The sequence below is a fragment of the Jannaschia donghaensis genome, assembly GCF_001403795.1.
GTDB lineage: Bacteria > Pseudomonadota > Alphaproteobacteria > Rhodobacterales > Rhodobacteraceae > Jannaschia > Jannaschia donghaensis.
This window is the reverse complement of the sequence record NZ_CXSU01000005.1, coordinates 403,526-427,763: the sequence shown is the minus strand read 5'-3', so window position 1 is coordinate 427,763 and position 24,238 is coordinate 403,526. Positions and strand designations below refer to the sequence as shown.

The following is a 24,238-nucleotide window of genomic DNA, read 5'->3' as shown; positions in this document are numbered from 1 at the left end:
GTCTGGTCTCAAACCCGAGCAACGTAAGCATCAGGCGACCGTGCTCTCCCGGTGACGATGCCTTTGTGGCCAGAAGCTACGACATGTCGTCAATGTAAACCGGTGTCAAAACGATATGCGAATAGATCGGCGTGAGTTCGCTGGAGACGGGAGTAGTGTCGGAGCCGTCGATTAAACAGGGACTCGTATCCCAATGGCTTCAAAGACAGGGCCTGGGCGTCGAACGAGCCACGCTCCAAATTTCGGTTTTTCTTTGAACCGTTCCCTGAGCTCGCACGACCAATGAGTAATCTGGCCTGCTGGTCGATCCGTAATCATTAAAGCAAGAGCGTGACAGACATGGAAACGACATCGAACGAAAGAATCCAATGCAGCAATACCGTGGGGGACCCATCCGCCCCGTTCACGCCGGCCCAATCTCGAATGAAGAATCCACTGGCAGATTGGTCGCAAACCCCATCCAGGCTTGCCGGCTCGGAACGGTTTGCACGCGCGATCGAGCAAGCCCGGCACTCCATGACACTGGCCCCTTGGCTACAATACAGTCCGAACCCGGACCTTGAACTTGCCGCTGCCGAACGACAGCTCAAGCACCAGATCGCCTCCGCTTTGGATCAAGGATTTGTCCTGCACGATCCATGTTTTCCCGAGTTTTGCCAACTGGATATGCACAACCAGTTTGGCTTGGTAAATCCGGACAACCTCTACTTTCTTGCCAGTATCGAAACACCCGGAACCTATGTGATCTACGGAAAACGCGGAACCAGCGCTGATTTGCAGATCCAAGTTGGTGCCGGCAAACCAGGCTTTGACGAAGACCTCACTAGCCCCATCCCAGTCAGTGAGTTGGATTTGGACGCGTTGTCGGTCAAACGAAACGGTGAATTCACTATCACCATCAGTGATACCAAGCCCTGCGACCTGAAGGCCGGTGAAAACTGGCTAAGCAACACGGAACGGGGACTCTGCGCTAACAGCGTACTGATCAGAGAAAGCCTGATGGACTGGAACACGGAAACGGGCGGCACATGGCGGATAGAACGGATTGACACGGTTGGTCAAATTAATCCGCTGCCATCCCCTGAGCTAGTTGACCTGCAATATAAACGGGCGTCGGATTATTTGACCGGGTCCACGAGGGGCTGGATAAAATTCGTCGAGCAGCTCAGAGTCAATTTACCGGCCAATCATATTAGCGCCCCGCGAAAAACTGGGCAAGGCTTGCCAGGGCAATTCAACTCCGCCGGTCATTTCCAGATGAGTGAAGATACAGCCATTGTCATCACGGTGGAGAGATCTGACGCCAGGTACCAGGGCATTCAATTGGGCGATCTTTGGTTCAATGCCTTTGATTTTCGTCGTCGGCAGACAAGTCTGACGACGAAGCAGGCTTATCAAAGTGAGGACGGCAAGTATCGGTTTGTCATCAGCGCAAAGGACCCGGGTTTTGAAAACTGGTTGGACCCTGCCGGTGCCTCCACCGCTTTTGTTTTCATGCGCTGGCAAGGCATACCGTACTGCCCCGACGAAGAACCAAAAGCGCCAAATGCCCCCGAAAGACATATTTGGACGTTTGATCAGCTGGGCGAAAAGCTGAAGGACGAACCCAAATTTACGCCGGAACAAAGAAAAGCCCAGCTGGCTGCCCGGCATTTGAGCGCGCTGAAGACTCCACGCGGGTTCTAATGACCGGAAAGGTGCCGTTCAATTACCATCATTTCCACTGGGATTGGGCTACGCAAGTACATTGAGTAGTGTACGCAAAGTCCCGGATCCGTCAGCTCACAACTAGCCGCAGTTCGCAGGCGCGGCGAATGTCCGGTCTGGCCGGCCGCGCTGCGGCATCCAACACGCCACGTGGACGGCCGCAATGGCCGCTTTGGGGCCTCCTGATCTGGGCGTACATATCAGCGCCGTGCGAACCAAAGCGCGAAGTCGCCAGGCCTTCCGATTGAAAGGTGTCGAGTATCAAGTTTCCCCTGCCAATAACCACGAGAAGCCAGAATTGCTCAATTATGCTACACAATCCGCAGCACGCAGCGATCCCGCATTCAAAAAAATCACTTAACCAACTGGTAAGCAACAACTTTCGGAATTCGTCTCCGCCATTATCCTTTTGTAATGCACTTCGGGGGACGGAAATTCTTCAGAGTTTCCTCTTCAAAGTAGGTTTCAGGATACAATTTGATTTTCTGGCTCACGCGGTCCAAGCCTCTTTGGCTCGTTTGTGATGTTAAAGACAGTCGCGCCGCAAACCGGTAGGATCCGCGAAAAATCGCGCATTTTGGCTTCATCGGGCGACATCTTGATTGATGCCGTTAGGAAGTGAATTCCAAAATCTACCGGCCACAGCTTGCTAAAGCTGAGCCATGAACAGTTCGCCGGCACCTAAATGCTATTTTACCATTCGGCACCGCCGAGGTCGTAGGCATGGAACGATGCCAGTGGCAAATGGGGTGGTCCCGCCTCAAGCGCGAGGCTCCCAACGACGCCCGATCCCGCCCAAGTCATGGCCGATGAAAAACGAGCAAATCGGTAGATCTCATTCGGCCGTTCCACGTGCAGATCCTTCCGGCCGGATCGAGGATATGCGCGTCGGCGGCGTGGGCACGTTCGCTGGCGATCAGGCCCATGTCTCCTGCGGTCAGCTCGACCAGCAGGGTGACACAGGTGTGCGGCACCGCAAAGTGACCCATTATCGCCCGGTCCGGTCCCGGACGGAACGGTCGCGCCCCTCCGATCTGGGGCGGGTGTCCGCCTCGGATCGACATCCGTATAAGCCGCCGCATGGGCTTTCCGGCCCGCGAAATAGTATCCCGTCTGCCGTGTGCGTTCGACGTTGGCGACCCGCTGCATCTCCCGAGTGAAAGACCTGTGCAGCGTGCCCGCGATACCCGCTACCGCCTTCGCGATACCACGCCGCGTTCTGGTCCTGCGACCGTGCCAGCGATGCAAAAAAATTGTCGATCGGCCGACGTAAATTGCGCGGCGCATCGAATGCCTTGAGGCAGAGATGGCCGGCCGACACTTCGAGCGCGTGGCCCGGCGGTATGACGAAGACCTCGTCCGGCTTCTGCAAGCCGCCGTTTCTCATCTGCTGAACGGGAAGGTCCGTCGACCGTGAAATCAATTCGGTCATCAGACCTTCATGGTCGGGGTCGAGATACTGGACAAGAACGAGGGCCAGTCCGCAGTCATCCCGCGCATGCGAAGCCATTTTCTTGACCGCTTCTAGGCCCCGTGCGGATGCGCCAATCCCAACCACCGGAAATCCCAGGATCGGATCCTCGGCCTCCATCATAAGCTCCGGGAAGTCTTGCGGTTGGCTTTCTAACTACATGGACATCCGCTTATTCGATGTCCTCAACGAGGTATAACGTGGAAAGCTCGATCTGCGAGCGCGCGATGTGTCCGACGGAACTCGCCTCGATATGACACCTGCAAATGGATCGGTTGGCTTGGGAAACGGGGCCGGACCCGATCGACCCGGACGCCTTTTGATAAGGCCGCGCGCACGGCCGACTGCCAGACATCATTCGCCCCCCGGACCGAACCTCGGCACCGGTCTCACGCGGCACGGTGACCTGGACCTGACGTGCGATCCGGGGGACATCCGGTCAGAAAATCAGCTGCGCCAGCATCACGGTGGACATGCCGATCATGGCCAGATTTTCGGTCAGGCTGACGAAGCCGAGCGGCACGTTCGAGTTGCCGCCCACGCAGGCGCACTTGATCTCGCGCTTGTCCACGTAGACCGCCTTGAACACCGAGATTGCACCGATGGACGCCACGATCAGGGCCGCCGGGGCCGACAGCCACGACCAGACCATCGCCGTCATCAACAGGCCCGCGCCGGTCTCCACGAACGGGTAGATGTAGCCATAGGGCGGCCACCGCTTGGCCAGCAGGTCGTAGTTCAGGAACATGGTCGAGAAGGATTCGACATCCTTGAGCTTCTGCAACCCCAGCAAGACCATATTGATCGAGATGAACCAGCCCACCACCTGCCAGGAGATCAGCGGAACGCCCGCGAAGATGGCGAAGGCAAGTGCCAGGCCAAGGCCGGTGGCGAAGATCGCGATTACGGGCTGGTAGGACGTGTCGGAGGCGTTGGGATCCTTCTTGCCCAGGTGGACCTGAAGCGCGTCATAGCCCCCCACCCGCTGTCCCTCGATCCAGACCTGGGGCGTGGTCTTCACGTCATGCTCGGCCTTGAAATCGTCGGTTTCCTCGCGCGTCTCAAGCCAGCGGTCGTCGACCGTGAACCCTTCCTTTCCCAGCATGTATTTCGCTTTGATCCCGTAGGGACAGATGTGTTTGTCCATCACCATGCGGTAAAGAACGGCGGTCTTGCCGGTGGCCGCGTTGGCCGGTGCGTTCAGGGTATCCTTGGGCATGATGGCCTCCGTTGAGTATTGTTTATTCCGCGCGCGGCGTGCCGGGGGCGGCGTCACCGTTCGCTTCGATATCGGCGATGTAGCGCTTCATCTCGTCAATTTCCGAGCGCTGCGCCGCGATGATGGCATCGGCCAGTTCGCGCACGCGCGGATCGGAAATACCGGCCCGCTCGGACGTCATGATCGCGATCGAATGGTGCGGGATCATGGCCTTCATCCAAGCGATGTCGCCCACGGTTTCTTGCGACCGGACCAGCCAGAGCGATGCCGCGAAAACCACCGCCGCACCCGCGAAGATGGCGATGTTGGCGGTGCGGTTGCGATACATTCCCAACATAAAAGCCAGCATCACGATCGCCATCACCGCACCCATGTAGAGCGCCATCCACATCCGCGTCTGACTGAAGAACACATGATCGAGCGCATAGGTGTTCAGATACATCAGCCCATACATGATGACCGTCGATGTGCCGATCATCGCGGCGAAACGGCCATAGTTGGACCCGTGGGACCGGGTGTCGTTCTGCTGTGGCATCGTGGCCTCCTTATACCCCTATAGGGTATGTAAACGATGGCTGTACTACAATGGTTCCGACATCGATTTTAAGATCGCACCTCGACATCGCCTGCCGCAGTCCCTTTATTCGAAAGATGCACCAGAACCGCGACGCCGCCCTGAAACGTCTCAACCGCCTTGAGGGCCAAGTGCGGGGCGTGTCCCGCATGGTCGAGGAGGATCGGTACTGCGTCGACATCCTTACGCAGATTGCCGCCGCACGTGCCGCCCTGAAGGGGGTCGAGAAGCTGGTGATCGAGGATCATGCCTCCCATTGCATCGAAGATGCGCTGGCCTCCGGCGACCGGGAGGATCAGCGCGCGAAGTTCATGGAGTTGATCCAGCTTCTGGATCGCGCTCGCGATTGAATAGATCTCGGCGAAGATTTCATATCTGGCCGATCTTCATCCTCCGGATGGCGTCGTCACCGTCGTGATCGCCGCCGTCAGAACCAGGATCACGATCACTCCGACGCCTTCGATCATGATCGACCGACGAAGTTTTGCGGCGGCACCGGGCGTGCCTTGGCGCAGGTCAGGCACCAGCCGCCATTTGTTCAGGGCGGCAAGGCCAAGCAGCCCGGTCACAAGCGCGACCTTTGCCAGCAACCCGATGCCGTAAGCCGTGCCGAACAGGCCCGAAAGCGACCCCGTCAAAAACCAGGCGAGGCCAACCCCTGCCACGGCCAGAAGGCCGACCGCACCGGTCGCCGCGATACCGAACGCATGGAGCAGCGGAGCGCCGGCGGGCGTGGCGGCGACGCGGTGCAGCGGTGCCAGCGCGCCGACCCAGAACGCGACCGCGACCAGATGCACTGTCAAAAGCGTGCCCAGCAGCCATCTGGGATCACCCAGCGTGTGCCCGATCTGCGTATAGCTGAGGGCGACGAGAACCGCGCCGCCAAGCGCGATCACGCGCCCGACCCCCGGGATCAGGATGGCCAGGATCGCACCCTCCCCCAGACCGCGGAACAGCGCCGCCGTCCCCAAGGGGCTTTGCCAAACGACGCCGAGCATGGTCGGATCAATTGCCCCGTCCCATCGCATGCCCGAAATCCGCGCCGCCCGCAGACCGAACCGGGCCGCCAAGACGGCAAGTCCGATCAGGGCGGCGGCCACTGCGATGCGGCGGGCGAACGTCAGCGTCGCAGGATCGGCCCGCACGGCGAAGGCCACCACGAACAGCACGCCCCCCATCGCCAGAAGGGCGGCACCATAGCCCGACGCCTTGAACAGGACGCTGGCCACGGCGAAGGCGTCGAGCGATGCGAGACCGGTCACGCGGCGGTCACGGCGCGACGGTGAATAACAGGTCCCCTTGCATCGGATGGCCGTCATCGGACAGGCCCCGCCATTCGAACCGGTACGCGCCGGGCTCCAGCGGCGCATCGGGCGTGGCGTGCAAGGCCTCCACGGGATCCATCCCGGCCACACGGGTGATGCCGACCGCCGCGCCGTCACGGCTGAGTTCGGCGAAGGTCACCCGCATCGGTCCACCGAAGACAACCTGCAGCATCGGCACCTCGGCCACGGTCGCCCCGGCAGGTGGTGTCGTGGCTTCGGTCTTTTGGTGGGCCTGGCCGGTGGTGGCCGCCGCAATCAGGGTAAGGACGAGGAATAGTGACCGGATCATGGGGACGGAACCTTTGCATCGTGGGCCGCGCGGATTTCGGCAGGCCAGGTTGACTTGATATAGGAAAGAACGGCGACGATCTCGTCGTCCGTCAGAACGCCTTCATACGCGGGCATGGCGGTGGCATAGTCCGGGTCGCCGATCAGCTCCGGCAGGCCCAGCTTTACGATGCGGAACAGGCTGTCTCCGTCGTGGTGCCAAGTGTGACCGGTCGCATCATGCGGCGGGGCCGGAAGCAGGCCATCGGCATCACGGGCCCGCCAGTTCGGCTGACCCTCCAGATCCGCCCCGTGGCAGGCAGCGCATTCGGTTGCGTAGATATCTTGGCCCTGCGCCACGACGGTCGCATCCTCGGCCCGGAGCGTGACCACCTCGGCCGACGCCCCGCGAAATGTCGCGGCGAACATCAGCGTGGCCGCCAGACCGGCAAGCGCAAGCCCGCCGATCAGAAGGGAACGCGACATCCGCTCAGCCCGCAAACGGCTGATTTGTTCCGGCACGGTAGAAGACGCGCCCGTCCCCCGCAGCGCCGCCGAAGGCGATGACATCGAAGCGCGCGGCGGGATCGTCGCCCATACCGGGCGAACCCATCGGCATTCCCGGAACGGCAAGCCCCGCGATCGCGGGACGGTCCCGCAGAACGGCATCCAGCGCGTCGAACGGCACGTGTCCCTCGAACACGTAGCCTTCCGCCCGGATCGTGTGGCAGGAGACAAGCTGCTCCGGCACGCCCAGCGCGTTCTTTTGTGCGGCGGTATCCGTCATCTCCTCAACCGTGACGACGTGGCCGCGGGCGCGGGCTAGATCCGCCCAGGCGTGACAGCAGCTGCATCCCGGGGCCGTCAAGATGTGGAGAGGCGGTCGGGCCGTGTCGGTCGGTGCGGCCGTCCCGGCTATGGGCAGCACGGCGGTGGTGAAGGTGGCAGCGCCCAGGCGGGCAAGCAGATTGCGACGTGTAATCATCGGTCTATCCAATTTCGAAAGGAACGGCGCCGGAGCGCCCGAAAGGGTCTTGGCGAAACCTTCAGACTTTCGGAGGACCCAGAGGCGTATCAGGCACCGCCTCGTGCGGGAATTGCGCCGGCAGGGTCGCGTGGCGCAGGGTGCTTGCCGACGGTGCGATCCCGAACGCCAGATCGGACAGCACCACGTCCGCCCCGCAGCCGGACAGTGTCCGCCCCGACGTCGTGTCGCAGCATTCCGCGGCGGCGGTCGTACCGCCGTCATGCACCATCTGCGACATGTCGGTCGAGGCGTGGATGCTGTCGTGCGCGAAGGCGTGGGACGCGCTTGGACCCGCGGTCAAAAGCAGGACACAGGACAGAAAGATGGTCAGAGCGAAACGCATGCCTCGATACCTAAGGGGGGTATCCAAACCGCGCAAGTCCGATCAATGGGGCACCCGTGCGGCGGTTCGTCCCGCGCCAACCCGTCCGATCGATTTGGGACAGACACGAAGCTTGGGCGTTGTGTCCAGGTCGCACGCGCGGCCGATCATGGCGAAATCCGTCTTCACATACGCGGCATGATCGACTGATCATTCAGGGTCCAGCCTAGCCCTGAAGCAACAACGTCGATGGTCCGAAAAACTGAGATCGCCCGTTCATGTCGCGCACTGCTTGCCCCGCTGGCTTGATAATCCAACACGCCGAGGGATATATCGGCATCGTCCCCCGGCCTGGAGACGTCGGCATTTGGTCGACACAGATGGATTGAGCACCGAGATAGAGGTTGTCCCAGGACGCGACGCAGAACACAGGGCGGAAACGACCGTCCGTCGCAAGCGGGCGCGGTTGGCCTAACCCTCGACCTTCATCCGGCACAAAAGCGTGTTGTCCTGAACCAGATCCTCGCTCCACACCAACTGGGCCGCCGGGTCCCAAGTGATGGCGTCGTAGCCATCTTTCGGATCGACCGCGTCGGCGGAATGTTCCGTGGCGGCGGGCCATGCGGTGTCGTCGAAATCGGCGGCGGTCCAGTCGGCAGGCACCTCAGTCGTCTCGAACCCGCAGGCCCCCGAACCCGCCACCGGATCGCGCGCATCGGCGCAGGCCCGGTCCAGCGGGGCGCGGTGCACCACCAGACACCGCATGGCGGCATCCGTTACGGCGACGGTTTCGCCCGTCGCGGCATCCAGGAACTGTGCGATCATGCCGCCGTCGCCCATCTGCTGACGGTCGGTGCCAATGTATTCCAGGCCGGTGTCGTTCTCCTTGAAGTCTTTGACCTCGAAGGCGACGGTCATCGGCAGATCGGCGGTGAAGGTCACCGTTTCTGCATTGAAGGACCGTTCGGTCGTGATGGGGACCGAATCCTCGACCACCAGGGTGCCGTTGACGTGCATCGCGAACCAATTGTCCGCCCAGACATCGACCGTCAGCGTCTGCGGATCGGCTGCCGCAAGGCCGGTGGTCAGGGCCAGGGCTGCGGTGAGGATGGTTGTGCGCATGATGAAATCTTCCTGCCCTGCGGGCCTTTGGTTCAGTTTTCGAAGGTGAGCGTGGACGATGCCAGCACAAGATCGTCCATCGCCGCGATAATCCGGTCCCAGTCGACGCTGCCGTCATCCTGCGCCGGCAAGGTCGCGGGCGGCGCGCTCAGCGCGTAGATGGTGATCGTGTATTCGTGGAGCGGCCCGCGCGGCGCGCATGGCGGCGTATAGCCAGTGCGCCGCATATCCTTGTCCGCGCCTTCGTCACCGATCGATGCGGGGTTGCCGCGGTCCAGCCCCGTGATTGTCGCCGGAATGTTCCACAGCAGCCAGTAGTGGCTGGGCGTATCGTTCCCTTCGATGCGGCCGCGCGGGTAATGATGCATCACGACGGCAAAGCTCCGGGTGTCTTCGGGTGCGTTGGTCCAATCCAGCGGCGGCGACAGCCCGTCACCCCCCTCGCGCGCGCATCCAAGATCGGCGGGCAAGGCACCCCCGTCGGTCACGACCGGACTCGTCAATGTGAACTCTTCCTGCGCGGTGGCCGTGACCGTCAAAACGACAGTCAACGACAGCAGGCTTGTCACCCGCAGTGCCGAGGCCGGGATCACCGGCACAACTCGCCAGCGAAGGTTTCGCCACCGTCGGTGATCCGGCGGGTCTCGAAATCATAGCACCCGGCGGTGTCGGCGGGGATGTAGCGGATGTAATAGCCCGCGTCCCCATAAGTGTATGTCATGCTGCGCAGGCCCGATGCGTCCTGGGTGAATTCAAGATCCTCGACACCGCCGCGCGGCGGCACGCCTGCCTCCAACCCCGCCGATCCCGAGGGTGCCAATGGCGGGACACGGGGCAGGTCACCCATCGCGGTAACTTCGCCCATCAGGCACTGAACGATATAGGGGGCGTCTTCGGACGTGTGATAGCGATAGCCGAAGACGGCGTCGGGCTGCCCGTTGCAAACGTCCAGATCGCCCGCGGCGATGGACGTGCCATCGGGGTTCGCATCGCCGTAGATGGGATAGCCGTCGAAGGCCCAGCCAAGGATCGCGCCCGGTCCGGCATTGGGCATCTGTTCGATCATGCAAGTCGGTGTGGCGTGGTAATGATAATCGTCGCCGCGCCCCGCGTGACCGCCGCAAATGTCCAGTTGCCGGGTCAGCACGGTGTCCTGTGCGGTCTGATGTTCGGCCAGGTCGGCCAGGGTCATCTCGCCCCCCGCGGTATAGTCGTAGATCGGCACACCGTTCACGGCCACGCCAAGCGCTGCATCGCGCGTGTGCGGTTCGGACCCAAGGACAGGCTGCAGGGGGATGGGCGAGACGTAGTCTTCGGCCGGGACAGGGACCTGTTCGTTGGTGCCCAGGATGCCGGTCATCATCGGATGGTCGGGATAGGTGTCGGACGCGATCAGCGCCTGCCCGTCTTCGCATGTGACGCTGACATCATCGTCGAACCCCGCCTCCGCAACGGAGGCTGCCACGGCGGTGCAATGAGCTTCGTCCTGGTGCGCCTGACCCGTCACGGGAAAGAACCCCAAGGCCACCGCGAAAAGAAAGGTCGGGATCGCAGCCCGACGATGTGGTGACGTTCCGACCCGTTCCATCCGTCGTCCCCGTGTTTCTGACGTATCGGAGATACCACGTGGGTCGATCGGATTTCCGTCGCGATGATTATCGGCTGTCCCCGGATCGGATGAAAAGCGCCGATCTCGGCCGGGGTGGGACTAGACTGTGCCGCCGTCGCTGACCCGCCGGGCAAGCGTTTCGAACACATCGACGATCTCCGCCGGGGTCGCCCGGTCCAGGACGCCTGCCTCCAGATCCGCCTGCGACCAGATCCAGGACCGGGCAGGATCATGCAGCATCGCCCAATCTCCGAACAGGCGCTCGGATGCGTCGCGGCGCAGGATGCGCGTCATGTTCGCATGCCGGTCGTCCTGTTCGATCCGCATATAGGTTTCGTCCACCTTGTCGGCCGGGCCTTCCAGCATCTGAAGATAGACGTCGTGCCGACAGACAAGCGCGCCGGTGATCCCGTCGCGTTCATTGAACCGCCTGGCATCGCGCAGAATGCCGTCGAGCGTCGGGACATCGTATCCGAATGGCTGGGACACATAGGCAAGTTGGATGAGGGCTGTGATGATCTATGCTCCTGTCGCATTTCAGGCGTAACGGTACCACGCCCGCGGGAATCATCGAATGCCGTTTGTGCCGTGCGCGCAAGGGTTCACGAGGGTACCAGATCCAGATGCGGACCACGGTGAGGGCTTGTGCCGCTGGCCATCGACGGGTCCACGATGGTCTTGGCGACGTCCGCCGCGCCCATTGCGCGCACCAAGGCGTTGTAATTCATACGCAGCCGAACCTCGCTTCCCACGGGCGGCCGACCTGCCGTCGTCAGCATCACGAGGTGATCGCTGGTGGCCCCCAGGCAGATCTGGTCGTCCTGCGGCGTCAACCCCGAAATGTCCGTATCCTGCCGCCCAAGTGCGACGATGAACCGGACCGGCGGGGAGGCCATCGGGACGATTTGCCAAGGTATTTGCATCGAAGAGCCGGGTCGTGCCGGCGCGGGCTGCGGCTTGGTGCCCGCCTCGATCACTTCCGCGACCAAGGTGAAGGCATCGGTCGACAGGCCCGCGATCTTTGCGCCCGTGATCGGATCGACCCCCAGCAGAATGGCTTCGCCGATGCGCAGGTCGTTGATCCGTCCCACAGGCCCGGACCCCAAAGCCCAGCCAAGATTGGCGGAATTGCCACCAGAGACGACGCCAAGGACGACGCCGCAGCGCGCCGCGATGTCCGCCGCAAGGACCGACAGAGTCGCCATGTCGTTCGCCGTCGGGGCGATCCCACGCAGGCAGGCGAAATTCGCCGCCACACCCACCAGGGCCACGCCGGGCATCGCCACGACCCGTGACGCAATCCGTTCCAGATCGGCGGGAAGGATACCGTCGCGCATGTCCCCCATCTCGACCATCAATACGACGCGGTGGATCCTGCCCGCCCGCTGCGCGGCCCGCGCCAGCGCCGCGATGACGTCCGCGTCGGTGTTGTAGCTGACATCGCAGTATCGGACGACCAGATCGACCTGGCTGGGCGACGGGGACCGGATCAGTGAAATCGGGCCGGTCAGACCCGCCGCGCGCAGTCGCCTGATGTTGCCGACCCTGGAGTCGCACAAACCGGCCGCGCCCCCGGCCAGCATCGCACGGGCGATTGCCGGATGGCCGCAGACCGCTTTGGTCACCGCCGTCACGCCGATGCCGCGCGGGCGCAAACGGTCGACCACGAACCGGGTGTTGCGGCGGATCGTCGTCAGGTCGATTTCGATCCGCGGCGTTGTCACGACGCGGCCGTGCCCGCCCCGTGCCGCAACATCGGATAGGCCGAAAGCACCATTTCGAGCAGTCGCGACGCCGGCCGGCTCAGCGCGTCGGTGACCGGAAGGTCCAGCTTTTCCGATTGCGCCGCGATGGTCTCGTCAATCTCCGCCTCCGACATGCCTTCGTGGTTGATCGTGATGCCAAGGACCCGCGTGTCCGAGAAAGCTTCGATCAGGGCGATCTCCTCCGCCGGTGCGGGCATCGGCATCCCGGGGAAGTCGCACCGGTGCGCCCGCTTGGGCGCATGTTGCAGGATGACGGCATCGGGCTGGCTGCCGCGCAAGATGAAGGCCGACGTGCAGAATGCCGGATGGCTCAGCGCGCCCTGTCCTTCGATGACGATGACATCGGGGCGTTCCGCCCGCGCGGCGGCGACGATCTCGCCTTCCAACTCGCCACAGCAGAACTGGGGCGGGACGGCATCCATGGCGACCCCGTATTTCGCACCCTGCATCAGACCCGTCTGGCCCGTCCCGATCAGCACGGCCTTGATCCCCTTGGAATTCAGCGCCCGGACCAGGATCGTGGCGGTCGTCCGCTTGCCGATGGCGCAATCGGTGCCCATGACCGCAATCCGCAGGGCATCCACCTGCGCGACGCTGCCATCGAACAGCCGCAGCTCCCCGGTGGGCTTCGGCTTGCGGACATCGCGGATCGTCGTGCCACGGGCGGCGGCGAGGGCCGCGATCTCCGCGTCGTCGCCCAGATACTCGTGCAGTCCAGCGACAACGTTCATCCCCCCCTCGATCGCGCGCAGCACGACCTCGCGATCATGCGGCGACAACCGTCCGCTCGCCGGGGCCATGCCGTAGATCAGGGTATCCGGCACGCTTGGCAGGTCGTCCAATGCCGCATCGAGATCACGATAGATCGGAACGCCGTTGTCGCGACCATCCAGGACCTGCCCGCTGTCCAGTCCGGCCCGGGTGCTGTCGACGACGCCCAGGATTCGATACGCGCTGGAATGCCGGATCAGGCCGTTCGCCGTCTTGCCGTCGATCCTGCCAAAGTTGCCTTCGCAGAAGACGATGGCTGTCTCGGGGACGTCGGTCGTCGACCCCTCGGCTGCTTGGCCAACCGCCGAAGGACGGGGCGCGCAGGCCTGCTGGGCCGGGACATGTTGCAGATCGACATGGCCTGTCTTGGATCGGATATTCATGGGTCCTCCTATCGACGACTGGACATCTGTCCGGCCGATCACGTTGAGCTTGCAGAAATTCGGCACTCTGCGCGGTCGCCGTCGACGACACGGCGCACGACCGTTCGGGTCGCATCCGACCAGATCGCGCGCGACGAACACGTCACAGACACCGACCGCCCCGACGAAGGGCGCGACATCTGATCTTTTCTGAGAGAAGTCTGCCGTCAGGGTCCGCGGCAAACGCCGACAGGATGCCGAACGGCAGTCTTGGCTGGGTGAGCCCCTAGCAAATTCGTCCGGATACTTCAACGACCCCGCAGCAGAACCGACAGGTAGCATCGCCTGTCGGTGCGAACATCCGTGCGGGACCGCTGGACCCTGGCCCTCGGGCGGAATGGACTTGGCCGCAGCCGCTCTTTAATCCACAAGGCACCGCAACAAGGGATCGCAGACGTCGGTCGTCACCGGAGCCTGCGCCCCGCTTCTGAAATATCGCCTCACTGCGAAACCCCTGGCCCTCGCGCTCGTTGCACCCCGATCCTTGGGGTTCGTGTCGGCGCTTCGCGCAGCCCTCACAGACCGGCGAAGGTGACCGAACCGGATACGATCCCATCCGCGCCCCGAAGCACCGGAGAAACTACGATGCCCGACACGACCTCCGCAGCCCCCGATACCCCCCGCGAATCCCTTCAGTTCCCCGAAGATCGCGGGGCGTCCCGCGCGACGTGGATCGCCGGGGGCGTGACCCTGGTCATCGTGGCATGGATGGCCAGCGGGTTCATCCTGCCGTCCGACACCGAAGACGCCGCGCCGCAAGACGCAGAGATCGCCCCCGTGTCCGTCGCCATCCAGTCGTCGCAGGCCCGGACCGTGACGCTGACGTTTCAGGCCGAGGGACAGGCGCAGCCCGATCGCGACACTGCGATCCGGGCCGAAACATCGGGGGATGTGGCCGAAGTTCTGGTTTCCAAGGGCGACGACGTCGCGGCGGGCAGCATCATCGCCCGCCTGTCGACCACGCGCGTCGATGCGGACCTTCGGCGTGCGCAGGCCGACCTCGACCAGGCGCAGCGCGAATTCGACAACGCGACGCAACTTCTGGAGCGTGGCGTGGCGACTGCGGACCGCGTCGCGCAGGCCCGCGCCGCCCTCACCACCGCGCAGGCGCAGGTGACGTCCGCCGAAGACGCGCTGGACGCATCGGTAATCGTCGCGCCGTTCGACGGTCGGATCGAAACGCTGTCGCTGGACGAAGGCGAGTTCGTGCAGGCCGGGACGGAGGTCGGGCGCATCGTCGATAACAGGCCGCTGACCGTTGCGATCCAGGTGCCGCAGCAGGCCTTGAACCGCATTCGCGGCGGGCAGACGGCCGAGGTGTCGTTCATCACCGGAGAGGAAGAGACCGGCGAAGTCAGCTTCGTGGGCACCGCCGCCGCGTCCGAGACGCGGACGTTCCTGGTCGAGATCGAGGTGCCGAATTCCGACGGCGCGATCCCGGCCGGCATCTCGGCCGAGATCAGGATCCCGACCGGCGAGACGACGGCACATTTCATCTCGCCCTCGATCATCTCGCTTGCGCCCTCCGGCCAGATCGGCGTGAAGACCGTCGTGGACGACCGCGTGTCCTTTCTCCCCGTGGAGGTCGTGCGCGCCGAAATCGACGGCGTCTGGGTATCGGGCCTGCCCGAACAGGCCGATCTGATCACGATCGGGCAGGGTTTCGTGCGCGACGGGGAGACGGTGGCGGTTCGCCCGGCGGCGACCGGCAACGCCACTGGCCTGCCCCAGGAGTCGCTGGAATGAACGCGATCATCGACGCCGCTTTTTCCCGCGCGCGTGTGGTGGTGATGGCCCTGGTCGTCCTGCTGTCCGTCGGGGCCTATGCCTATGTCGCCATCCCGAAGGAGGCGAACCCCGAGGTGCCGCTGCCGCTGGTCTATGTGTCGACCGGCCTCGAAGGGATCAGCCCGTCGGATGCCGAGCGTCTGCTGCTGGAGCCGATGGAGGCGGAGTTCGGGGCCATCGCGGATCTCGACAAGATGTCGAGCGAGGCGGCCGAAGGCTTCGCATCGGTCCAGCTGGAATTCACCGCCGGCGGCGACATCGACGAAGCGCTCGACAAGGTCCGTGAAGCCGCCGACCGCGTCGAAGGGGAGTTGCCGGACGATGCCTACGACCTGACCATCACGGAAGTGAACACCGCGCTTTTCCCGATCATCACGACCGTCCTGTCAGGGCCGATCCCCGAACGCACCCTGAACGAGTTGGCCGACGCCGCGCAGGAACGGATCGAGGCGATCCCCGGCGTTCTGGAGGTCGATATCGGAGGGGAACGGTCGGAATTCATGGAGGTGCTGATCGACCCGACGGTGTTCCAGACCTACAACCTGTCTTTCGACGAGGTTATCGGCCAGATCCAGCGCAACAACCGCCTGATCGCCGCCGGAGCCATCGAAACGGGCGGCGGGCGCATCGTCTTGAAGGTGCCTGGCCTGATCGAGAACATCGAGGATGTGATGGCCATGCCGATCAAGGTGCGCGACGATGCGGTCGTGACCTTCGGCGATGTCGCCGTCATCCGCCGCACCTTCGAGGACCCGACCGGCTTCGCCCGCATCGACGGACAGCCCGCCCTGGCGCTGGAGGTCAAGAAACGCTCGGGCGCCAATATCATCGACACCGTGGCGGCGGTGAAGCAGGCCGTCGACGAATTGCGCGTTGACTGGCCCGAAAGCATCGAGGTCACCTATCTGCAGGACCAGTCCGAGCAGGTCGAAACCCTTCTGTCGGATCTGGAGGCCAACGTCATCGCCGCCGTCATGCTGGTGATGATTGTGATCCTTTTCGCGCTCGGCACCCGGTCCGCGATCCTGGTGGGGCTGGCCATTCCCGGCGCGTTCCTGGCCGGTGTAATCGCCCTGCTGGCCATCGGGGCGACGATGAACATCGTGGTCCTCTTTTCCCTGATCCTGGTCGTCGGGATGCTGGTCGACGGGGCCATCGTGACGACCGAACTGGCCGACCGGCGCTTGCAGGACGGGGCCGCGCCGCGCGATGCCTACAGCGATGCGGCCAAGCGCATGGCGTGGCCCATCATCGCGTCGACGGCAACGACGCTGTGCGTGTTCTTTCCGTTGCTGTTCTGGACCGGGTTGGTCGGTGAATTCATGAAATTCCTGCCCATCACCGTCATTCTGACGCTGTCGGCGTCGCTGTTCATGGCGCTGATCTTCATCCCCGTGCTGGGCGGTCTGATCGGCCGGCGTCAGCCGCAGACGGCGGCGGCCAAACGCGCGATGCACGCCGCTGAATCGGGCGACCCCCGGCGCATGGGCGGGGCGACGGGCGCCTATGTCCGCGTTCTGGAATGGGCAATCCTGCGCCCCGGCGCGACGCTTTTGCTGGCGATCGCGATGCTGCTGGGGTCTTTCGGGGCCTACGGCCAGTTCGGCAACGGCGTGACCTTCTTTCCGTCGGTGGAGCCGGAGTTCATGCAGGTGCAGGTCCGCGCCCGCGACAATTTCTCGATCTGGGAACGCGATGCCTTGGTCCGCGTGGTCGAGGACCGCCTGCTGAATCTCAATGAGATCGAAAGTGTCTATGCCCGGTCCACCATGAGTGCGTCGGGCGGCGACGAGGAAACCATCGGCACGATCCAGCTGGATCTGATCGACTGGGACGAACGGCGCACGGCGGCCGAGATCGGCACGGAAATCCGCGCCCTGGTCTCCGACATTGCGGGCATCGACGTGCAGGTGCAGACCGAAAGCGGCGGCCCGACCTCCGGCAAGCCGGTGAACCTTCAGATCCGGGCCCGCGATCCATCGAAACAGGCCGAGGCGGTGGAAACTGCGCTGGCGATCATGGAACGGATCGGCGGCTTCACCGACGTGACCGACACGCGGCCCCTGCCGGGGGTGGAGGTGTCCATCCTGGTCGACCGGGAGGAAGCCGCGCGCTATGGGGCAGACGTCAGCCTGCTGGGTCAGGCCGTTCAGCTGCTGACCCAGGGCATCACCGTCGCCGACTACCGCCCGTCGGACGTGGACGGCGCGCTCGACATTCGGGTGCGCTTCCCGCGCGAGGAACGGTCCCTGGCCGAGCTTGGGGGGCTGCGCGTCCCGACGACCGCCGGTCTGGTCCCGATTTCCAACTTCGTGACCTTCGCACCGTCCGAACGGGTCGGCACCATCCGCCGGGAGGACGAGCGTCGGGTTGTCACGATCCAGGCCAACGTCGCACCGGGCATTCTGGTAAACGATCAGGTGACGGCCCTGCAGGCCGCGCTGGACGACGCCGATCTGCCCGACGGCGTCGCCTATTCCTTCGCGGGCGAGGCCGAGGATCAGGCGGAATCGATGATCTTCCTCGTGGGGGCGTTCGTGGCCGCGATTTTCCTGATGCTGATCGTCCTAGTGATCCAGTTCAACAGCTTCTTTCAGGCCGGCATCGTGATGAGCGCCATCATCTTCTCGATCGCGGGCGTCTTGCTGGGCCTGATCGTGACGGGCCGCCCCTTCGGCGTGGTGATGGGCGGCATCGGGGTAATCGCGTTGGCCGGGATCGTGGTGAACAACAACATCGTGCTGATCGACACCTACAACGATCTCAAGCGCAGCGGCCTGTCCCCGCTGGAAGCGGCGCTGCGGACCGGGGCGCAACGCCTGCGCCCGGTGGTCCTGACGTCCGTGACGACCGCGCTCGGCCTCATGCCGATGGTGATCGGCGTAAACCTCGATTTCTTCGAGCGGTCGATCGTCTTCGGGGCGCCGTCGACGCAGTGGTGGACCGAACTGTCCTCGGCCATCGCGGGGGGGCTCGTCATCGCGACGGTCCTGACGCTGGTCGTGACCCCGGCGATGCTGATGCTGGGCGAAAAGCGCGATCGGCGGCGGCAATCGACACCGGTTCCGGCGGAATAGAAGCGTCCCCGCCCCGATACATCATTCGGCAGGCTTCAATCGCAGGGGCGACTGCGGCGTGCCGATTTGCGGCATCCGCGGGGTCCGACCCGTTGTTGCGCGGGCATACACAAGACGAAAGGCGGGCGGCACGAGATAGAAACTCAGGACCGTCGACAGGGCCACGCCCCCCGCGACGGACATCGCGAACGGAGGCCAGAAGCCGCCACCCGCAAGGATCAACGGCAGGAACCCCCCGACCGTGGTGATCGTCGTGGACACGATGTGGCGGGACGACCCCATGACCACCCGTGCCATCGCGTTCGGGTCGCCGGTCAAGGCGGCCTCATCCTCCTGCAGGGCCGTCAGGATAATCAGCGCCGCGTTGATCGCCACGCCGATCGCACCGATCAGGCCGATGATCGCGTTGATCCCGAAGGGGTAGCCGAAAATCGCCAACGCCAGCATCGACAGCCCGGGCGTCACCCCCGCCCCCAGCAGGGCGACAGTCCCCAGGCGGAAACTGCGAAACGTCATGACCACAACCGCAATGGTCATCGTCACGATCAGGCCCAGCGACGCGACGAGGTTATTCAGGGTGGACGCGCGCGCATCGGCGTCGCCCCCGATCTCCAACCGGAGGCCGGGGGGAAGGGCAAAACCCGATGCCGCGACGCGGGCCTTAATATCGACCAGCGCCTCCTCGGGCAGGATGCCGCGCAGCAGGAACGCCTGCACGGTGTTCGCGCGTTCCCCGTCGCGGCGGGTGATCTGGCCCGCGCCCGGCTCCAGCACCACATCGGCGATCGCCGACAGCGGCGTCGCGGCGAAAGTATCGCCACCGGGCAAGATCAGCGGCATGTCGCGGATCGCCGAAACATCGCCGCGCACCGCATCGTCCAGCCGCACGCGAACCGCAAGCATATCTGTCCCTTCGATCATAGATCCGCCTGTCGTGCCAACCAACGCGCCTTCCAGCTGCCCGGCGACATCGCCCGGCGTCAGACCCACCAGACGGGCGCGCGCTTCGTCGACACGTATGCCGACCTTTGGGGCACCATCGGTGATCGACGATCGCGCCAATGTGACGGACGGGGCCGCCGCCACGATCCGACGCAACGCCGCGCCACGATCGCGCAGCGCGTCCAGATCGTCGCCCACCAGTCGCAACTCGACCGGCGCGGCGACGGGCGGTCCCTGCACCAGACCGCGCACCAGGACCTGCGCCTCCGGTGCCAGTGCGGGCAGACGGCGCTGAAGATCGGGCAGGACGGTTTCGGTCGCGGCCTTGCCCGACGTGCGGACCAGGGCCTGCGCATGGCGGGCCGCCGCATCGCGCCCGCCGGTGATGTTGTAGTAGAAGGCCGGGGCAGACCTGCCGATCGTCCAGCTGACCGTCTCGATCCCGTCGGTGGCGCGCAGCGCGGTGTCCAGGGTGGCGACCGTCGCGCGGGTTCGGTCGATGCCGGTCCCCGGTGCAAGGTCGATCTCGATATGGAATTGATCGCGGTCGACGCCGGGAAAGAACTGCGCCGTCAGCAACGGCAGGCAGGCGAAGCCCAACACCGGAAGGACCATCGCCAGCACGATCGACCGGATCGGATTGCGGCCCGACCAGCGCAGGCTGGCCGCGAAGACGCGCCCCACCGGCCCCGCCGGGATGCCGCTCCGCAGCCACGCGCCGCGCCCGCGACCGACGGTTCGCGGCATCGCCCAACCGGCCAGCGCGGGGGTGATCGTGACGGCGACTGCAAAGGACCACAGCAGCATGATGACGACCGCCAGGGCGATGGCCCCGACGAAATCACCCGCGGGGCCGGGCAACAGGATCATCGGCGTGAACCCAAGCGCCGTCGTCACCGTGGACGCGAACAGCGGCATCGTCAGACGGTGGACCGACGCGGCGACGGCATCGACCCGGCTGGCCCCTTCGCGCAGACGGCGTCCGACCTCGTCGGTCATGACGATCCCGGCATCGACCAGCAGGCCCAGCGCGACGATCAGGCCCGTCACCGACATCTGGTGGATCGGCAGCCCGATAAGGTTCATGGTGAACAGCGTGGCAAGCGAGACGAGTGGCAGGATGATCGCCACGATCATCGCGGCGCGCAGGCCCAGCGTCAGCAGCAGCACCGCCAGCACCAGCCCCACGCCCAGCGCCATGTTCGCCCCGACCTCCGTCAGACGGTCGGCGGTATAGGTGGATTGATCGAAGATCAGCGCCATCGAAAGGCCGCCGGGAACGATGGGGGCGAAGGCGTCGATCTCGCCCCGGATTTGCCCGGCCCAGACATCGACCTGCAACCCGTCGTCAAGCTTTGCGGCCACAAGGATCGCAGGCCGACCATCGTGAATCGCCAGATCGGCGGCGGGCAGGCGCGGGCCGCGCGTGACGTCGGCCACGTCGCCCAACCGCAGGGTATCGCCGCCCGCGCCGTCGCGCAGAACGATTTCGCGCAAACGGTCCAGTGCCTCGATCTCGCCCGACACTTCCAGCACCAGATCGTCGCCCGTGCCGGTCACCCGCCCGGCGCGCACCTTCGCATCGGCCTGCGCGATGGCCTTCGATACGGCGTCGGCGGTTAGACCCAGCCCGGCGGCCCGCGACGTGTTCAACGTGACCGTGATCTCTTCCTCGGGGGCACCAAAGACCTCGACCAGTTTCGTGCCGGGCACATTGCGCATCCGATCGGCCAACGCCTCTCCGTAGCGTGCGGCCAGCGTCATCGGCGCACCGTCGCGGCCCTGTGAGATGGCCACGATCGCGCCGTAAGCCCCTGCCCCATCCGTATCGAGGTCCGGCGGTCCGACACCGGCTGGAAACGTCGCCGCCGCATCGGACAGCTTATCGCGCAGTTCCGACCAGACCTGCTCGATCCGCTCGACAGGCAGGGTTTCCAGCAGGTCGATCTGCACGATGGAGACGCCGGTCGCCGACACCGATTGCAGCACATCGACCTCCGCGACTTCCCTCAGCGCCGTCTCGACCTCCGCCGTCACCAGCGCCTCGACCCGTGCGGGGTCCGCGCCGGGATAGGCGGTGGTGACCGTGGCGAAGATGTTGGTGATCGTGGGGTCTTCCTGGCGCCCGATCGCAAGCAAGGCCGACGCCCCTGCCGCCACGATCACCAGAAGGATCAGCGCGACGATCCGTGGCTGTCGAAAGGTCAGCGTGCCCATGCCAAATCCTCCCCTGCGCGTGCGGTCGGGCCCGGATCCGGTACCACCATCTGCCCCGGCACGACCCGATGCGCCCCGGCGGAAATGAAGGTCGCGCCGTCCGCGAAGGTGCCGCGCACGAACGCGCGCGCCGCTTCGATATGCAGCACTTCGGCCGCTTCGACACCGACCCGACCCCCCGACACCGTCAGCAGTGTCCAGGTTCCGCGCGGCCCCTGGCGCAACGCGGACAGCGGCACCCAGGCCCCCACGCCGTCGATCCTTTGACGCAGCTCGACACTGCCCGTCGCACGATCCGGCGGGCTGGGCCCGACGATCAGATCGAAGAACGCCGTCCGGCTGCGCGTCGCCGGGTCCAGCGACGGCGACAGACGGGACAGGCGGGCGGGCAGCGGCAGGCCACCGGTCGTGACCACCGCATCGCGACCCTGTTCCAATGCGTCGGCAAGCGCGGGGTCAAGACCGACCCGGAACCGGGGCGGCACGTCTTGCTGCAACGTGGCAATGGGCGTGCCGGGGGCCACGATGGCCCCGATATCCAGCGCGCGGGTCGATACGACCCCCGCAAACGGCGCGACGATCACCGAATTCGACAGGTCCACGTCGACACCCGCAATGGCGGCGTCGATCTCCGCGATGGAGGCTTCCAGCCGGGCCAGAGTCAGTGACGTGTCGTCCAGCGTCTGGTCGGTGGCAAAGCCCCGGTCGCGCAATTCGTCCTGGCGCGCGTTGGTGCGCCGCGCCAGTTCGGCTTGGGCGACCATGCCGGTGCGCGATGCGATCAGACGGTCGCGCTCCGCGTTCAATTTGCGGGTGTCGAGCGTGGCGATCGTCGCCCCCGCCGCGACCCGGTCGCCTTCCCGTATCAGGATCGTCACGACGGTACCCGCGCGCTCAAAGGCCAGCGCGGTTTCCTGGGCCGCCTCGAACTGCCCCGAAAAACGGCGCGAGATGTCGTGGTGATCGACCAGCACGATGGTCTCCACCGCGACGGGGATCACCGGGGCCGCCTGCGGTGTCGGGGCGGCCTTCGCCCGGTCCGCAAGGATGTCGCGACCGGCGACCACCGCGCCGGCCGCGGCCGCGATCACTAGAAGGGTGACTATAATACGCCCGGCCCGACGTGCCGCCCGGCGCAAGGCGGATGGACGCGGGGCATCCACGATGGGAGAGTTGGATCTGGCCATGATGCACCTCGACGCGGTGAAGTTAGTGTTGCTTACATATGTTACTAACACTAACTTCGGCAACGAAAATCTTGATGCGAGGCCGGAGGTTTTGGACAACGGTATGACATTCAAGAAGAAAAACTATCATCACGGCGACCTGCGCGGGCAGCTGCTCGAAGCCGTGCGCGCATTGATCGAGGAGAGCGGCCTCGACGGATTTTCCATTGCGGAGGCTTGCCGAAGGGCGGGCGTCAGCACCGCCGCGCCCTACAAGCATTTCACCGATCGCCACGACATCATTCGCGGTGTCGTCCTGCTGGCGATGGAGCGGTTGCGGCTTGCGATGCGCGCCGCCGCCGACGCCCATGCGCCGGACGCGCCCGCCAGGGTCGCGGCGATCGGTCAGGCCTATGTCGATTTCGCCCGTGCCGAGCCGGGCATGTTCGGCGCGATGTTCGGCCTTGCCGAAACACATGGCGGCGATGACGCGGAAATGACGGCGTGCGGCGACGCGACCTTCGGCATCGTCGTCGAAGTCGTCGCGGATCGCCTGAACCGCAGCGTGGACGACGCCGACGCCAAGGCACGGGCCTATGCCCTGTGGTGCTTTGTCCACGGGCACAGCTTCCTCGTCCTCGACGCGAAGATGCCGCCCGACGGTGCCCATCCTGCCGAAGATGTCCTGTTGCGAATGATCGGGGATGCGATGCTGACGCCGCGTTGACGCGGTGCGGCGACCGGATGCGCGCCGGCCTGCGCGCCGCCTTGAGCGTCAGCCGAAGGCGTCGGCGTGGCTTTTTCGCAGGGCGGCTTTCTGCACTTTGCCCATCGTGTTGCGCGGCAATTCCTCCGCGAAGACATAGACACGGGGTTGCTTGAACCGGGCAAGCCGGCCCGCGACCGCATCGCGAAGCGCCGCCTCTTTGGGCGGGCCATCGCCGTCGGGAACGATGACGGCGACCAGACCTTCGCCCATGTCGCCGTGCGGCACGCCGACCACGGCGGACTCAAGCACACCCGGCAGACCGTCCAGCACTTCCTCCACCTCGCGCGGATAGATGTTGAACCCGCCCGAGATCACCAGATCCTTGTCGCGCCCAACGATGGAGACATAGCCGTCGGCGTCCCTGCGACCCAGATCGCCGGTGACGAACCAGCCGTCGGGCCGCAATTCGGCGGCGGTTTTTTCGGGCATCTGCCAATACCCCTGGAACACGTTGTCGCCGCGCACTTCGATCATCCCGGTCTCGCCTCGGGGCAGCGGGTTCGTCGTGCCGACCGCGCAGATCCGCAGTTCCACCCCCGGCAGCGGCAGGCCGACGGTGCCGGGCCGCCGATCCCCGTCGTAGGGGTTGGAGGTGTTCATGTTCGTTTCCGTCATGCCATAGCGTTCCAGAATGCGGTGACCCGTCCGGTCGGTCCATTGCCGGTGCGTTTCGGGCA

General features: G+C 64.7%; 23 protein-coding genes. 5 read left to right on the top strand and 18 right to left on the bottom strand.

Annotation, left to right across the window (positions count from 1 at the left end; all coding sequences use genetic code 11):
- Positions 1 to 423: 423 nt before the first annotated feature.
- On the top strand, positions 424 to 1,686 hold the full coding sequence (locus tag JDO7802_RS02735) for a hypothetical protein (RefSeq protein ID WP_144430486.1): 1,263 nt from the start codon (positions 424 to 426) through the stop codon (positions 1,684 to 1,686).
- A gap of 821 nt (positions 1,687 to 2,507) precedes the next feature.
- Here JDO7802_RS02735 and JDO7802_RS02730 read toward each other — a convergent pair.
- The 4 genes from JDO7802_RS02730 to JDO7802_RS02715 form a co-directional block, all read right to left on the bottom strand.
- Positions 2,508 to 2,696, bottom strand: a complete 189-nt coding sequence (locus JDO7802_RS02730) for a hypothetical protein (protein ID WP_055082343.1) — start codon at positions 2,694 to 2,696, stop codon at positions 2,508 to 2,510.
- Positions 2,696 to 3,298, bottom strand: coding sequence for a chemotaxis protein CheB (locus tag JDO7802_RS02725; protein WP_187298078.1), 603 nt, complete (start codon positions 3,296 to 3,298; stop codon positions 2,696 to 2,698). Before JDO7802_RS02725 ends, JDO7802_RS02730 begins: the two co-directional genes overlap by 1 nt.
- A gap of 319 nt (positions 3,299 to 3,617) precedes the next feature.
- Complete coding sequence (locus tag JDO7802_RS02720) at positions 3,618 to 4,397, bottom strand: glutaredoxin family protein (protein ID WP_055082340.1); 780 nt, start codon at positions 4,395 to 4,397, stop codon at positions 3,618 to 3,620.
- A gap of 22 nt (positions 4,398 to 4,419) precedes the next feature.
- Positions 4,420 to 4,932 carry a DUF305 domain-containing protein gene (locus JDO7802_RS02715; RefSeq protein WP_055082338.1) on the bottom strand — a complete coding sequence of 171 codons (513 nt, stop codon included), beginning with the start codon at positions 4,930 to 4,932 and terminating at the stop codon, positions 4,420 to 4,422.
- Between the two features lie 116 nt (positions 4,933 to 5,048).
- Between JDO7802_RS02715 and JDO7802_RS02710 the strand changes: the two genes are divergently transcribed.
- Positions 5,049 to 5,321 (top strand): metal-sensitive transcriptional regulator, encoded by a 273-nt coding sequence (locus tag JDO7802_RS02710; RefSeq protein WP_055082991.1) that lies wholly within the window; start codon positions 5,049 to 5,051, stop codon positions 5,319 to 5,321.
- Between the two features lie 36 nt (positions 5,322 to 5,357).
- Here JDO7802_RS02710 and JDO7802_RS02705 read toward each other — a convergent pair whose 3' ends face one another.
- The 11 genes from JDO7802_RS02705 to JDO7802_RS02655 all read right to left on the bottom strand — a co-directional run bounded on the left by JDO7802_RS02705 (position 5,358) and on the right by JDO7802_RS02655 (position 13,563).
- Positions 5,358 to 6,233, bottom strand: a complete 876-nt coding sequence (locus JDO7802_RS02705) for a CopD family protein (protein WP_055082336.1) — start codon at positions 6,231 to 6,233, stop codon at positions 5,358 to 5,360.
- A gap of 7 nt (positions 6,234 to 6,240) precedes the next feature.
- Positions 6,241 to 6,585 (bottom strand): copper resistance CopC family protein, encoded by a 345-nt coding sequence (locus tag JDO7802_RS02700; RefSeq protein WP_055082334.1) that lies wholly within the window; start codon positions 6,583 to 6,585, stop codon positions 6,241 to 6,243.
- Positions 6,582 to 7,049, bottom strand: a complete 468-nt coding sequence (locus JDO7802_RS02695; RefSeq protein WP_055082332.1) for a c-type cytochrome — start codon at positions 7,047 to 7,049, stop codon at positions 6,582 to 6,584. Before JDO7802_RS02695 ends, JDO7802_RS02700 begins: the two co-directional genes overlap by 4 nt.
- 4 nt (positions 7,050 to 7,053) lie before the next feature.
- Complete coding sequence (locus JDO7802_RS02690) at positions 7,054 to 7,548, bottom strand: DUF411 domain-containing protein (protein WP_055082330.1); 495 nt, start codon at positions 7,546 to 7,548, stop codon at positions 7,054 to 7,056.
- Between the two features lie 61 nt (positions 7,549 to 7,609).
- Entirely contained in the window at positions 7,610 to 7,933 is a 324-nt protein-coding gene (locus JDO7802_RS02685) for a hypothetical protein (protein WP_055082328.1), read from the bottom strand.
- Positions 7,934 to 8,383: 450 nt separating this feature from the next.
- Entirely contained in the window at positions 8,384 to 9,034 is a 651-nt protein-coding gene (locus tag JDO7802_RS02680; protein ID WP_055082326.1) for a hypothetical protein, read from the bottom strand.
- Positions 9,035 to 9,066: 32 nt separating this feature from the next.
- Positions 9,067 to 9,627, bottom strand: coding sequence for a YbhB/YbcL family Raf kinase inhibitor-like protein (locus JDO7802_RS02675; RefSeq protein ID WP_187298077.1), 561 nt, complete (start codon positions 9,625 to 9,627; stop codon positions 9,067 to 9,069).
- Positions 9,624 to 10,622: a YHYH protein gene (locus JDO7802_RS02670; RefSeq protein WP_055082322.1), complete on the bottom strand. Its 999-nt coding sequence runs from the start codon at positions 10,620 to 10,622 to the stop codon at positions 9,624 to 9,626. The genes JDO7802_RS02675 and JDO7802_RS02670 overlap by 4 nt, the downstream gene beginning before the upstream one ends.
- A gap of 120 nt (positions 10,623 to 10,742) precedes the next feature.
- The gene (locus JDO7802_RS02665) at positions 10,743 to 11,147 is read right to left on the bottom strand and encodes a BLUF domain-containing protein (RefSeq protein ID WP_275934847.1); all 405 of its coding nucleotides are present in this window, start codon (positions 11,145 to 11,147) and stop codon (positions 10,743 to 10,745) included.
- A gap of 98 nt (positions 11,148 to 11,245) precedes the next feature.
- A complete protein-coding gene (locus tag JDO7802_RS02660; RefSeq protein ID WP_055082318.1) occupies positions 11,246 to 12,367 on the bottom strand; it encodes an alanine racemase in 1,122 nt (373 codons plus the stop codon).
- The gene (locus tag JDO7802_RS02655; RefSeq protein ID WP_083480975.1) at positions 12,364 to 13,563 is read right to left on the bottom strand and encodes an N-acetyltransferase DgcN family protein; all 1,200 of its coding nucleotides are present in this window, start codon (positions 13,561 to 13,563) and stop codon (positions 12,364 to 12,366) included. Before JDO7802_RS02655 ends, JDO7802_RS02660 begins: the two co-directional genes overlap by 4 nt.
- Positions 13,564 to 14,187: 624 nt before the next feature.
- On the opposite strand from JDO7802_RS02655, the gene JDO7802_RS02650 reads away from it, so the two are divergent.
- A complete protein-coding gene (locus JDO7802_RS02650) occupies positions 14,188 to 15,348 on the top strand; it encodes an efflux RND transporter periplasmic adaptor subunit (protein WP_055082316.1) in 1,161 nt (386 codons plus the stop codon).
- Complete coding sequence (locus JDO7802_RS02645; RefSeq protein WP_055082314.1) at positions 15,345 to 18,467, top strand: efflux RND transporter permease subunit; 3,123 nt, start codon at positions 15,345 to 15,347, stop codon at positions 18,465 to 18,467. Before JDO7802_RS02650 ends, JDO7802_RS02645 begins: the two co-directional genes overlap by 4 nt.
- 21 nt (positions 18,468 to 18,488) lie before the next feature.
- On the opposite strand, the gene JDO7802_RS02640 is transcribed toward JDO7802_RS02645, so the two are convergent.
- Together JDO7802_RS02640 and JDO7802_RS02635 are read right to left on the bottom strand one after the other, a co-directional pair.
- The gene (locus tag JDO7802_RS02640; RefSeq protein ID WP_083480974.1) at positions 18,489 to 21,626 is read right to left on the bottom strand and encodes an efflux RND transporter permease subunit; all 3,138 of its coding nucleotides are present in this window, start codon (positions 21,624 to 21,626) and stop codon (positions 18,489 to 18,491) included.
- Entirely contained in the window at positions 21,614 to 22,813 is a 1,200-nt protein-coding gene (locus JDO7802_RS02635; RefSeq protein ID WP_083480973.1) for an efflux RND transporter periplasmic adaptor subunit, read from the bottom strand. Before JDO7802_RS02635 ends, JDO7802_RS02640 begins: the two co-directional genes overlap by 13 nt.
- A 103-nt stretch (positions 22,814 to 22,916) precedes the next feature.
- Between JDO7802_RS02635 and JDO7802_RS17855 the strand changes: the two genes are divergently transcribed.
- On the top strand, positions 22,917 to 23,519 hold the full coding sequence (locus JDO7802_RS17855; protein WP_055082310.1) for a TetR/AcrR family transcriptional regulator: 603 nt from the start codon (positions 22,917 to 22,919) through the stop codon (positions 23,517 to 23,519).
- A gap of 48 nt (positions 23,520 to 23,567) precedes the next feature.
- Here the strand turns inward: JDO7802_RS17855 and JDO7802_RS02625 are convergent.
- The coding region (locus JDO7802_RS02625) for an AMP-binding protein (protein WP_144430516.1) at positions 23,568 to 24,238 on the bottom strand (671 nt) is incomplete at its 5' end.

Excerpts from the sequence above, each read along its gene's own strand:
- JDO7802_RS02695 (WP_055082332.1), bottom strand. The coding sequence starts at position 7,049 with ATGTCGCGTTCCCTTCTGATCGGCGGGCTTGCGCTTGCCGGTCTGGCG.
- JDO7802_RS02650 (WP_055082316.1), top strand. The coding sequence starts at position 14,188 with ATGCCCGACACGACCTCCGCAGCCCCCGATACCCCCCGCGAATCCCTT.
- JDO7802_RS02655 (WP_083480975.1), bottom strand. The coding sequence starts at position 13,563 with ATGAATATCCGATCCAAGACAGGCCATGTCGATCTGCAACATGTCCCG.
- JDO7802_RS02725 (WP_187298078.1), bottom strand. The coding sequence starts at position 3,298 with ATGGAGGCCGAGGATCCGATCCTGGGATTTCCGGTGGTTGGGATTGGC.
- JDO7802_RS02690 (WP_055082330.1), bottom strand. The coding sequence starts at position 7,548 with ATGATTACACGTCGCAATCTGCTTGCCCGCCTGGGCGCTGCCACCTTC.
- JDO7802_RS02720 (WP_055082340.1), bottom strand. The coding sequence starts at position 4,397 with ATGCCCAAGGATACCCTGAACGCACCGGCCAACGCGGCCACCGGCAAG.
- JDO7802_RS02670 (WP_055082322.1), bottom strand. The coding sequence starts at position 10,622 with ATGGAACGGGTCGGAACGTCACCACATCGTCGGGCTGCGATCCCGACC.
- JDO7802_RS02680 (WP_055082326.1), bottom strand. The coding sequence starts at position 9,034 with ATGCGCACAACCATCCTCACCGCAGCCCTGGCCCTGACCACCGGCCTT.
- JDO7802_RS02685 (WP_055082328.1), bottom strand. The coding sequence starts at position 7,933 with ATGCGTTTCGCTCTGACCATCTTTCTGTCCTGTGTCCTGCTTTTGACC.
- JDO7802_RS02645 (WP_055082314.1), top strand. The coding sequence starts at position 15,345 with ATGAACGCGATCATCGACGCCGCTTTTTCCCGCGCGCGTGTGGTGGTG.
- JDO7802_RS02735 (WP_144430486.1), top strand. The coding sequence starts at position 424 with ATGAAGAATCCACTGGCAGATTGGTCGCAAACCCCATCCAGGCTTGCC.
- JDO7802_RS02710 (WP_055082991.1), top strand. The coding sequence starts at position 5,049 with ATGCACCAGAACCGCGACGCCGCCCTGAAACGTCTCAACCGCCTTGAG.
- JDO7802_RS02700 (WP_055082334.1), bottom strand. The coding sequence starts at position 6,585 with ATGATCCGGTCACTATTCCTCGTCCTTACCCTGATTGCGGCGGCCACC.
- JDO7802_RS02715 (WP_055082338.1), bottom strand. The coding sequence starts at position 4,932 with ATGCCACAGCAGAACGACACCCGGTCCCACGGGTCCAACTATGGCCGT.
- JDO7802_RS02635 (WP_083480973.1), bottom strand. The coding sequence starts at position 22,813 with ATGGCCAGATCCAACTCTCCCATCGTGGATGCCCCGCGTCCATCCGCC.
- JDO7802_RS17855 (WP_055082310.1), top strand. The coding sequence starts at position 22,917 with ATGACATTCAAGAAGAAAAACTATCATCACGGCGACCTGCGCGGGCAG.
- JDO7802_RS02640 (WP_083480974.1), bottom strand. The coding sequence starts at position 21,626 with ATGGGCACGCTGACCTTTCGACAGCCACGGATCGTCGCGCTGATCCTT.
- JDO7802_RS02730 (WP_055082343.1), bottom strand. The coding sequence starts at position 2,696 with ATGGGTCACTTTGCGGTGCCGCACACCTGTGTCACCCTGCTGGTCGAG.